Source organism: Paracoccus sp. (in: a-proteobacteria) (genome assembly GCF_039808215.1).
Taxonomy (GTDB): Bacteria; Pseudomonadota; Alphaproteobacteria; order Rhodobacterales; family Rhodobacteraceae; genus Paracoccus.
This window is the reverse complement of the sequence record NZ_JBDHSP010000091.1, coordinates 1-10,148: the sequence shown is the minus strand read 5'-3', so window position 1 is coordinate 10,148 and position 10,148 is coordinate 1. Positions and strand designations below refer to the sequence as shown.

9 protein-coding genes are annotated in these 10,148 nt (G+C 67.9%); all 9 read left to right on the top strand.

The window, feature by feature from the left end:
- Positions 1 to 1,467: phage tail tape measure C-terminal domain-containing protein (locus WMK75_RS17100; RefSeq protein ID WP_347268797.1), on the top strand; the 1,467-nt coding region annotated here is incomplete at its 5' end.
- Complete coding sequence (locus WMK75_RS17095) at positions 1,467 to 2,093, top strand: DUF2460 domain-containing protein (protein ID WP_347268796.1); 627 nt, start codon at positions 1,467 to 1,469, stop codon at positions 2,091 to 2,093. The genes WMK75_RS17100 and WMK75_RS17095, both read left to right, overlap by 1 nt.
- Positions 2,090 to 2,974, top strand: coding sequence for a DUF2163 domain-containing protein (locus WMK75_RS17090; protein ID WP_036700353.1), 885 nt, complete (start codon positions 2,090 to 2,092; stop codon positions 2,972 to 2,974). Before WMK75_RS17095 ends, WMK75_RS17090 begins: the two co-directional genes overlap by 4 nt.
- 62 nt (positions 2,975 to 3,036) lie before the next feature.
- Complete coding sequence (locus WMK75_RS17085; protein WP_100526003.1) at positions 3,037 to 3,474, top strand: NlpC/P60 family protein; 438 nt, start codon at positions 3,037 to 3,039, stop codon at positions 3,472 to 3,474.
- A gap of 3 nt (positions 3,475 to 3,477) precedes the next feature.
- Positions 3,478 to 7,989 (top strand): glycoside hydrolase TIM-barrel-like domain-containing protein, encoded by a 4,512-nt coding sequence (locus tag WMK75_RS17080; protein ID WP_347268795.1) that lies wholly within the window; start codon positions 3,478 to 3,480, stop codon positions 7,987 to 7,989.
- A 14-nt stretch (positions 7,990 to 8,003) separates the two neighbouring features.
- The gene (locus tag WMK75_RS17075; protein WP_347268794.1) at positions 8,004 to 8,747 is read left to right on the top strand and encodes a DUF2793 domain-containing protein; all 744 of its coding nucleotides are present in this window, start codon (positions 8,004 to 8,006) and stop codon (positions 8,745 to 8,747) included.
- Between the two features lie 19 nt (positions 8,748 to 8,766).
- Positions 8,767 to 9,006 (top strand): hypothetical protein, encoded by a 240-nt coding sequence (locus WMK75_RS17070; RefSeq protein ID WP_074971075.1) that lies wholly within the window; start codon positions 8,767 to 8,769, stop codon positions 9,004 to 9,006.
- 66 nt (positions 9,007 to 9,072) lie between these two features.
- Positions 9,073 to 9,741, top strand: coding sequence for a D-Ala-D-Ala carboxypeptidase family metallohydrolase (locus WMK75_RS17065; protein WP_347268793.1), 669 nt, complete (start codon positions 9,073 to 9,075; stop codon positions 9,739 to 9,741).
- A complete protein-coding gene (locus WMK75_RS17060; RefSeq protein ID WP_347268792.1) occupies positions 9,738 to 9,983 on the top strand; it encodes a hypothetical protein in 246 nt (81 codons plus the stop codon). Before WMK75_RS17065 ends, WMK75_RS17060 begins: the two co-directional genes overlap by 4 nt.
- The last annotated feature ends 165 nt before the right edge of the window (positions 9,984 to 10,148 follow it).

Genomic DNA, 10,148 nt, shown 5'->3' with positions numbered 1-10,148 from the left:
GGGGCGCTGATCCGCACCGGCATCGGCGCGCTGATCGTCGCGGCGGGCGAGCTGATCTACCAGTTTTCCTCGCTGGTCAAATCAGTCGGTGGCATCGGCACGGCGTTCAAGCTGCTCGGCGATGTCGCAAAGGAGGTCGGCCAGCGCATCGTCCTGGCCTTCCAGGCATCGTTCGCGCTGCTCAATGCGGCCTGGGATGGCTATCGCGCCTATGTGTTCACGGTGCTCGACCTGATCGTGACCGGGGGCGTCACCGCCGTGGACCGATATGTTGCGGTCTGGCACGGCGGGTTTGAGGCGATCAAGGCGATCTGGGCATTGCTGCCGGATGCCATTGGCGATCTGGCGTTCAAGGCGGCGAACGGGTTGATCGCCGGGGTCGAGGCGATGCTGAACGGCGTCGTCACCCGGATCAACAGTTTCATCTCCGGCATCAACGCCGCCCTCGCCATGCTGCCCGAATGGGCTGTCGGCGAAGGCGGGGCGCAGATCGGCCTTCTGGACCCGTTCAGCATCGGGCGCATCGACAACCCGTTCGAGGGATCGGCATCTGATGCAGGTTCCGCCGCCGCCGAGGCGTTCAGCGCAGCCTGGGACAGGACATATATCGAACCGCCGGACCTGTTCGGCGATCTTGCCGATCAGGCCGCCACAGCAGCGTCTGCACATCTCGATGCCGCGCAGGCACTGGGCGCGGCGGCGGTTGCGCTGCTGGAAAGCTGGCAGGCGCTGAAGGATGCAGTCACCGCCTCGGGCGAGGATGGCGCGAACGCTCTGGACGATGCCGCTGGCGCGGCCGAGCGGGTTGCCGGTGCCATGGATCGCGCCGGTGGCGCTGCGGGCCGGGCCGGTGCGGCTGGCAAGAAAGCCGGCGAAGACACTACAAACGGCGCGGAACAGGCGAAACAGGGCTGGGATGCGGTTATCGCCCCGCTCTCCGACTATGCCCAGAAGGCCCGCGACATCAGCGGTGATATCGGCAACGCGCTGGTCGGAGCGTTCCAGAGCGCCGAGAATGCGGTCGGCGAGTTCGTGAAGACCGGCAAGCTGAACTTCCACGACCTCGTGACCTCGATGCTGGCCGACATGGCGAAGCTGGGCGCGCGCCGGTTCCTGCTCGGGCCACTGGCCGGGATTCTGTCGGGCGTCATGCCGGGGCTGAATGTGCCGATCCTCCATGCCGGCGGCATGGTCGGCGGTGCAGCGCCGTCCCGCATGGTCTCGGCCATGGCCTTCGCCAATGCGCCCCGGATGCATTCCGGCGGCTGGGCCGGGCTGCGCTCGGACGAGGTGCCGGCGATCCTGCAGAAGGGCGAGCGGGTGCTCTCGCGCCGCGAAGCGGCGGGTTACGGGGGCGGCGTCACCATCAACATCAACGCCCGCGATGCCGAGAGCTTCCGGCAGTCGCGAGCACAGATTTCGGCAGATATCGCGCGGGCCGTCGCCATGGGAAGGAGAGGGATGTAATGACTTTTCACGATGTCCGGTTCCCGGACAATATCAGCCGCGGCGCGCGCGGCGGCCCGGAACGGCGCACCCAGATCGTGGAACTGGCCTCGGGCGACGAGGAAAGGAACGCCAGCTGGGCCAACTCGCGCCGCCGCTATGACATCTCCTATGGCATCCGCCGTGCCGATGATCTGGCGGCGGTGGTGGCCTTCTTCGAGGCGCGCAACGGCCGGCTGCACGGGTTCCGCTTCAAGGACTGGTCGGATTACAAGTCCTGCACCCCGTCCGCGGTGCCGGCGCACCAGGATCAGTTGATCGGGACCGGCAACGGAATCGCGACTGCGTTCCAGCTGGTGAAGCGATATGCCTCCGGGGCGCAGTCCTGGACTCGCTCGATCACCAGGCCGGTCGCGGACAGCGTCAGTCTGGCGCTGGGAAGCGTCGAGCAGCTTTCGGGTTGGTCCGTCGATCCGGCGACCGGCGTCATCACCTTCGCCACAGCGCCCGCCGCCGGCGTGGCCGTGCGCGCCGGCTTCGAATTCGATGTGCCGGTGCGATTCGACAGTGACGCGCTCGACGTAACCCTCGATATCGAGCGGCTCGGCTCGATCACCTCCATCCCGCTCGTGGAAATCCGCCGATGAAATCCCTCTCCCCTGCCCTGCAGGCGCATCTGGACGATGGCACCACCACGCTGGCCTGGTGCTGGAAGATCACCCGCGCCGATGGCCAGAGCTTCGGTTTTACCGATCATGATTGCCCGCTTGCCTTCGGCGGTACAGACTATGAGCCGGAAAGCGGCCTGTCGGCATCGGAAATCCGGTCCGGTTCGGATCTGGCCGTGGATTCGCAGGATGCCGAAGGAGCGCTGACCTCCGACCGGATCACCGAGACCGACATTCTGGACGGGCGCTGGGACAACGCACTGGTCGAGGTCTGGCGGGTGAACTGGGCCGCCCCCGGCCAGCGGGTTCTGATCCGGCGCGGTGCCATCGGCGAGTTGCGCCGCGGGCGCATGTCCTTCGTCGCCGAGGTGCGCAGCATGGCGCATGTGCTGGGTCAGACGGTCGGCCGGGTCTATCAGGGCACCTGCGATGCGGCACTGGGCGACAGCCGCTGCGGGGTGAACATTGCCGCCGCCGCTTATCGCGGCACCGGCGCGGTGGTCGATCCGATCCGCGACGGCGCCTTCACCGCCTCCGGCCTCGGTGGCTTCGCCAGCGGCTGGTTCAGCTTCGGTCATCTGGAATGGACGAGCGGCCCGAACAGCGGTCGGCTGGCCGAAGTGATGCTGCACGAGATCGCCTCCGGCGTGGTCACCATCACGCTGCTGGAAGCGCCTGTGCGCGCGGTCGCGGGCGGCAATGCGTTCACCATCCGCGCCGGCTGCGACAAGCGCAGCGCGACCTGCGCGGCCAAGTTCAGCAACATCGCCAACTTCCGCGGCTTCCCGCATATCCCCGGCCAGGACGCGGTTGTCCGCTACGCCACGGCGGATGGCGGGCACGAGGGGGCGGTGCTGTGAGAGGCGCGGCAGTTGCTTCACCGCATGCAGCATCTGATGCCCGGCCCGCCGATCCCCGATCCGTGATCGCCGCCGCGCGCGGCTGGCTCGGCACGCCCTATCACGATCAGGCCAGCGTCAAGGGCGTCGGCTGCGACTGCCTCGGGCTGGCGCGCGGCATCTGGCGCGAAGTGGTCGGAAGCGAGACGCTGCCGGTGCCGCCCTACAGCCGCGACTGGGGCGAGATCGGCAGCCGCGAGGTGCTGGCCGAGAATGCCGGCCGGGTGATGATCCGCATCGACCCGGCCGAGGCCGGGCCGGGCGCGGTGGTGCTGTTCCGCATGCGCGCGGGCGCCATCGTCAAGCATGTCGGGATCCTGACCGGCGAGGGCACATTCGTCCATTCCTATGAGCGGCTCGGGGTGATCGAAGAACCGCTCACCATCGCATGGCGGCGGCGCATTGCCTTCGCCTTCCTGTTCCCGCGCCCGGCGCCCGGCCTGCACAAGAAGAAGACCTGACTCATGGCAACCATCCTTCTCGGCGCGGTCGGCACCGCCATCGGCGGCGGCTTCGGCGGCACGATCCTCGGCCTCTCCGGCGCTGCCATCGGCGGCATGATCGGCTCCGGCATCGGCTCGATGGTCGACAGCTGGATCGTCTCGTCGCTGTTGCCCGGCCAGCGCATCGAGGGCCAGCGCATGGACAGCCTGCGCATAACCTCGGCGACCGAGGGCGTGGTGATCCCGCGCCTCTATGGCCGCATGCGCATCGGCGGCAATATCATCTGGGCGACCGACTTCCGCGAGGAAACCAATGTTCACCGCCAGGGGGGCGGCAAAGGCGGCGGGCAGAAGGTCACCACGACCGAGTACCTCTACTATGCCAGTTTCGCGGTCGCGCTCTGCGAAGGCACGATCACCGGCATTGGCCGCATCTGGGCTGATGGCGAGATCGTGGACCTCAGTGAGGCGACGTGGCGCTGGTATCCGGGCAGCGAGGCACAGGCCCCCGACCCCTTCATCGCGGCGAAGATGGGGGTGGGGAACACGCCTGCCTATCGCGGCACCGCCTATGTGGTGTTCGAGGAACTGCCGCTTGCGCGCTTCGGCAACCGCCTGCCGCAACTGTCCTTCGAGGTCTTCCGGCCTCTGGACGATGCCGACACCGCCGAGGGGCTGGTGCCCGCGGTCACCGTTATCCCGGCGTCGGGAGAATGGTCCTACGCAACCCAGATCGTGCGCAAGGCCGGGGACGGCGACAGCGCGGCCGAGAATGTCAACGCCATGGCCGGAACCGCTGACATGGTGGTTTCGCTGGACCGGCTGGAAGCCATGGTGCCAAAAGTCGAAAGCGCCTCACTGGTGGTGTCCTGGTTCGGCGACGATCTGCGCGCCGGAAGCTGCACGATCCGCCCGAAGGTCGAAATGGCGCAGAAGAACACCACGCCTGCCTGGAGCGTCAACGGCGTGAGCCGCGGCGATGCGCTGGTGGTCAGTCAGGACGATCAGGGGCGGCCGATCTATGGTGGCACGCCAGCGGATTTCTCGGTGCTGCAGGCCATCCGCGAGATGAGGGCGCGCGGGCTCAAGGTGACCTTTTATCCGTTTCTGATGATGGATGTCCCGGCCGGCAACACCCTGCCGGATCCCTGGTCCGACTATGCCGCGGCCATCGGCCAGTCGGTGCTGCCGTGGCGCGGCAGGATCACCTGCTCACCTGCGGCCGGTTTCGCCGGGACCGTGGACAAGACCGCCGCCGCCGCGGTGCAGGTCGATGCCTTCTTCGGCAATGCCCAGCCCTCGGATTTCGCAGTCAGCGGCGACAGCGTGACCTGGACCGGCGGGGCGGATTGGGGCTTCCGGCGCATGATCCTGCATTACGCCCATCTCTGCGCGGTCGCGGGCGGCGTCGATGCCTTCCTGATCGGCTCGGAAATGCGCGGGCTGACCTCGATCCGATCCGGGGCATCGACCTATCCGGCGGTTGCCGCGTTGCAATCGCTGGCCGCTGCCGTCCGCTCGATCCTCGGGCCGGGCACTAAGATCAGCTATGCCGCCGATTGGTCGGAGTATTTCGGGCACCACCCGGGCGATGGCTCGGGCGACGTGTTCTTCCACCTCGACCCGCTCTGGGCGGATGACAATGTCGATTTCATCGGTATCGACAATTACATGCCGCTTTCCGACTGGCGCGATGGCTGGGAGCATCTCGATGCGCTGGCATGGCCGTCGATCTACGACCGTGCCTATCTGCAATCGAACATTGCCGGCGGCGAGGGCTTCGACTGGTACTATGCCAGCGAGGGCGACCGGATCGCGCAGAACCGCACGCCAATCGAGGACAGCATCACACCGGGCGCCGGCGGCAAGGTCATCACCGCGATGCCTGTTGCAGCACCCGGCATCAGCCAAAGTCCCGGCACCAGTTTCACCACCACGGTGCCATATCGGAGTGCCAGCATCACCCTATCCTGCCGGGTTCAGTTCCCGGCCCTGATCGCGGACGGCATTGTTTTCGAGATCGGCAACCTGAGCAGCGGCATGTTCTTCGGCCTGGCTGGCGGTCAGCTGATCCTGCACGAGATTTTCTCGGCCATCGGACAGACCAGGACGGCCTCGACCCCTGCCGCCTCGCTCGCTGGCAGGACCGCCGATCTGGTCGCATGGTTCGACATGGCAAGCGGCGAGATCGGCTTTGCTGTCGACGGGAATGTCGCGGCCACGGCAAGCTTCGGCGGGTCCGTATCCGGCACATGGGCCGCCAACAACGGCGCAGGATATGGCCTTGCCAACGGCCCGGTGTCGGGGTCCAGCACCGTCACGACAGCACTCCCCTGGCCGGGAGCGCTGGTCAGCAATCTCAGCATATGGTCGGGCGCGGTCCCGAGTTTCGCGACCTTGCCCGCGGTGGCACCCGAGCCGTGGATCTTCCGCTACAAGGACATCCGCGGCTGGTGGTCGAACCCGCATCGCAACCGCCCAGGCGGGATCCCCGCAGCGTCCCCGACCGCATGGCTGCCGCAGTCGAAGCCGATCCGGTTTACCGAACTCGGTTGCCCGGCCGTGGATCGCGGCCCCAACCAGCCGAACGTGTTTCATGACCCGAAATCCTCGGAATCCTTCGTGCCCTGGTTCTCGCGCGGCTGGCGCGACGATGCCGTCCAGCGAGCCTATCTGGAAGCGACCTACCTGTTCTGGGGTGACGCCGCAAACAACCCGGTCTCGACCGGATATGCCGGCCACATGGTCGAGGTGGCGGAATGCGCGGCATGGACCTGGGATGCCCGGCCTTATCCGTTCTTCCCGCAACTCGGGGACATATGGGCGGATGGCGACAACTGGCGGCTGGGCCACTGGCTGACCGGGCGGCTGGGCGCGGTGTCGCTGGCGGCGCTGGTGCGTGATCTCTGCCTGCGCGCCGGCATGCCCTCGGCGTGGATCGATGTCTCGGGGCTCACCGGCGCGGCGGACGGCTATGTGATCTCGGCCCTGGAATCGCCGCGGACCTCGATCACCATGCTGGCGCGGCATTTCGGCTTCGATGCCGTCGAGAGCGAGGGGCGCATTCGCTTCGTCATGCGCGGGCGCGCGCCGGTCGCGACCGTCGCTCTGGACGGCATGGCGGCGGGCCGGAGCGACGTGATGGAACTGGCGCGCGGCCAGGAGACTGAACTGCCGCAGGCCCTGAAATGGCAGGTGGCGCGCGCGGACGAGGATTATGACGGCATCACCGTCGAGTCCCGCCGCATTGCCGTGAGCGCCAGCAGGGTATCCTCGGACAGCTTTCCGATGGCGGTGCCGCCCGAGGAAGCCGACCGGCGCTGCCGCCGGGCGCTGATGGAGGCATGGATCGGACGCGAGACCGGAGCCTTCAGCCTGCCGCCCTCGCGGCTGGCGCTCGATCCCGGCGATGTTCTGCTGCTCGACCATGACGGGCGGCTGGCGGAAATGCGCATCCTCTCGGTCGCCGATGGCGATGCCCGCGGCGTCGAGGCGATCCGGCAGGATCGCATGGCCTATGACCTGCCGCCCGGATCGCCCCGCGCGGCCTCGCTGGCCCGGCCCGTGGTCTTCGGCCCGCCGCTGGCCCTGTTCATGGACCTGCCGCAACTGCGCGAGGATCACAGCCCGCACCAGCCGCTGATCGCCGCCCATGCCCGCCCCTGGCCCGGCCAGATGGCGGTGTTCCGCAGCCCCGAGGATTCGGGCTTCGATCTGCTGACCACGTTCAGCGGTCGGGCGCGGATGGGCGAGTTGGTGGCCGATCTCTATGCCGGCCCGACCGCGCGCTTCGATTACGGCAATTCGGTCTATGTCGATCTGCTGAGCGGGACGCTGGAAAGCGTGACGGACCTGCGCCTGTTCGGCGGCGAGAACACGATCGCCGTCGAGCAGCCGACCGGCGACTGGGAGATCCTGCAATTCTCGCAGGCCAAACTGATCGCGCCCGGCCGCTATCGCCTCTCGCGCCTGCTGCGCGGACAGCGCGGCACGGATGTCGGCATGGCCGCCATGGTGTCCGCGGGTGCGCGGGTGGTGGTGCTGGATACGGCGCTGGCAGAACTTCCTGTCGCCGAGGCCGATCTGGGCCTGCCGTGGAACTGGCGCATCGGCCCGGCCAGCCGTCCGGTCAGCGATGACAGCTTCGCCGCACTGGCCTTCACACCGCGCGGCATCGGGCTGCGGCCCTTCGCGCCCGTGCATGTCGAGCAGCCCTGGCGGCGCGCGCGGGTTCCGGGCGATCTGACCATAAGCTGGGTGAGGCGTGACCGCTCGCTCGCCGCCGATAGCTGGAACGCCGCCGAGGTGCCGATGACCGAGGCCAGCGAGGCGTGGCAGGTCGAGATCCTCGACGGGGCAACCGTCAAGAGATTCTTGACGACTGTGACCGCCAGCGTGGTCTACACCGCGGCGCAGCAAACCGCGGATTGGGGCGCGCCGCTCGCTCCCGGTGCGTCCCTCGATATCCGCATTGCCCAGATCGGGCAGGCGTTCGGTGCCGGGGCGGCCCCTGTCACCACCCTCTGGTTCTAAACAGGAGACAACCCATGCCTGACACCACAGCGCATCTCGCGCTGCCCTTCATCATGGCCGCGCAGGCTCAGAAGCACGTGACCATGAACGAGGCGCTACGACTGCTCGACGGCATCGTGCAGCTATCCGTTCTCGACCGCGATCTGACCGCGCCGCCGGCAAGTCCGGCCGAAGGCGACCGCTATATCGCAGCCAGTGGCGCGACGGGCGCGTGGGCTGGCTGGGACCGCAGCATCGCCTACTGGATCGACGGCGCCTGGATGCGGATCCTGCCGAGCGCCGGCTGGATGGCCTGGATCGAGGACGAGGCGCAGGCCATCGTCTGGACCGGATCGGCGTGGATCCCGGTTGTGGATGCCATGGGCTTCATCGCGCAGGCAGCCTCGGTCGCCGTGGCGCGGGATGCAAATGGCGCGACCACCGGCATGGCGGTGCGGGAAGAAACCCTCTCCGGCCTTTCCGGGGCCAGCCGGGACTCGACCATCGTGATCCCCAACCGCGCCATCGTGCTGGGCGTCTCCGCGCGGACCGTGACCGCGGTGTTGGGGGCCAGCTCCTTCGATTGCGGCATCAACGGCGAGCCCTCGAAGTTCGGCGGCTCGCTCGGCGTGGCCGTGGGCAGCAGCAATATCGGCGTCATCGGCCCCACCGCCTTCTATGCCGACACGCCGGTGCGGCTGACCGCCAATGGCGGCAGCTTTGCCGGCGGCGCGGTGCGCATTGCCATCCATTACCTGACCTGCGGCGCGCCGGGCTGACCCCATGGGAGAGAACCTCATGGATACGATCCGCGAATGGTGGGGCGCGATCATGGCGGCAACCGGGCTGGGCATCTGGCTCGTGCGGCTTGAGGGCAGCAGCAAGACCGCCCTGCGCGAGGTGGCGCGGCTGGAAAAGCAGCTCGACGCCGATCGCCAGGCGATTTCCGAGACCCGCAAGGAACAGAACGAGATGCTGCGCGAGATGCGCGCCGACATCAAACGTCTGCTGGAACGCAGCGGGCCCGCCCGCGACTGACCGACGCCCAATCCGACCGTCCACCCACCCCGCCAGCGCGCGGGGTTTTTCATTTGGAGAGACCGCATGACCTTCTACCAGAACTGGAAGAACGTGCCTGAACGCACATGGCACTGGCCGAACTTCTCGCCCGCCGAGATCGCCTGTCGTGGCACCGGCAAGCTGCTGGTCAACGAGGATGCGCTGAACCGGCTGCAGGAACTGCGCGTGACGCTCGGCAAGCCGCTGATCGTGAATTCGGCCTATCGCAGCCCCGAGCACAACACAAAGGTCGGCGGCGCGAAGGCCTCGAAGCATCTCGAGGGGACCGCCTTCGACATCTCGATGGCGAACCACGATCCGGCCAGTTTCATCGCCGCCGCCCGCAAGGCCGGGTTCAAGGGCATCGGCACCTATCCGCGCTCAAACTTCATCCATATCGACACCGGTCCGGCGCGGTCCTGGGGCGATCCCTTCCCGGCGCGGGCCTCGTCTTTCGCGCCCGACCAGGCCCCGGCCCGCGAGCATCTGGCCGAGAGCCGCACCCTGAAAGGCAGCGGTGCGGCCGGGATCGGCACCATCGGCGCGGCCGGCGTCGAGGAGGTGCAGCAGGCGCTGGCCGAGGCGCCGGACGCGATCCTGCCGCTGCTGCCCTATCTCGACGGCCTGCGCTGGATCTTCGTCGCCCTCGCTTTGGCCGGAATCGCGGTGACGATCCACGCCCGGCTCGATGACTGGAAACGGGGCCAGAGATGATCAGCTGGCTCCTCACCCGCGGCCCGGCGCGCAAGGCGCTGGGTCTGATCCTCGGAGCGGCGACGATCCTGCTGTTTCTACTGAACCTGCGCCGCGCCGGGGAGCAAGCCGGGCGCGCTGCCGAACGCCTTAAAGCCAGAGAGAGAAACCATGCCATCCACCGTCAGATGCTCGATGCCGCCAGCCGCCGCCCCCCTGATCGCGATGCTCTGGCTGAGCGCCTGCGCGACGGCAGGTTCTGACAGCGCCCCCTGCCCGCCGGTGGTGGAATACAGTGCCGCCGAGCAAGCCCACGCTGCGGCCGAGGTCGACGCGCTACCGGAAAACGCGGTTTTTGTTCGGATGATGAGTGACTATGCCGTCCTCCGCGATCAGGCGCGCGCCTGCAGGTGAAGACCGGGCCGGGC

Bases quoted from the DNA above. Each gene is read 5' to 3' on its own strand.
- WMK75_RS17095 (WP_347268796.1), top strand. From the start codon at position 1,467: ATGACTTTTCACGATGTCCGGTTCCCGGACAATATCAGCCGCGGCGCG.
- WMK75_RS17090 (WP_036700353.1), top strand. From the start codon at position 2,090: ATGAAATCCCTCTCCCCTGCCCTGCAGGCGCATCTGGACGATGGCACC.
- WMK75_RS17080 (WP_347268795.1), top strand. From the start codon at position 3,478: ATGGCAACCATCCTTCTCGGCGCGGTCGGCACCGCCATCGGCGGCGGC.
- WMK75_RS17075 (WP_347268794.1), top strand. From the start codon at position 8,004: ATGCCTGACACCACAGCGCATCTCGCGCTGCCCTTCATCATGGCCGCG.
- WMK75_RS17070 (WP_074971075.1), top strand. From the start codon at position 8,767: ATGGATACGATCCGCGAATGGTGGGGCGCGATCATGGCGGCAACCGGG.
- WMK75_RS17065 (WP_347268793.1), top strand. From the start codon at position 9,073: ATGACCTTCTACCAGAACTGGAAGAACGTGCCTGAACGCACATGGCAC.
- WMK75_RS17060 (WP_347268792.1), top strand. From the start codon at position 9,738: ATGATCAGCTGGCTCCTCACCCGCGGCCCGGCGCGCAAGGCGCTGGGT.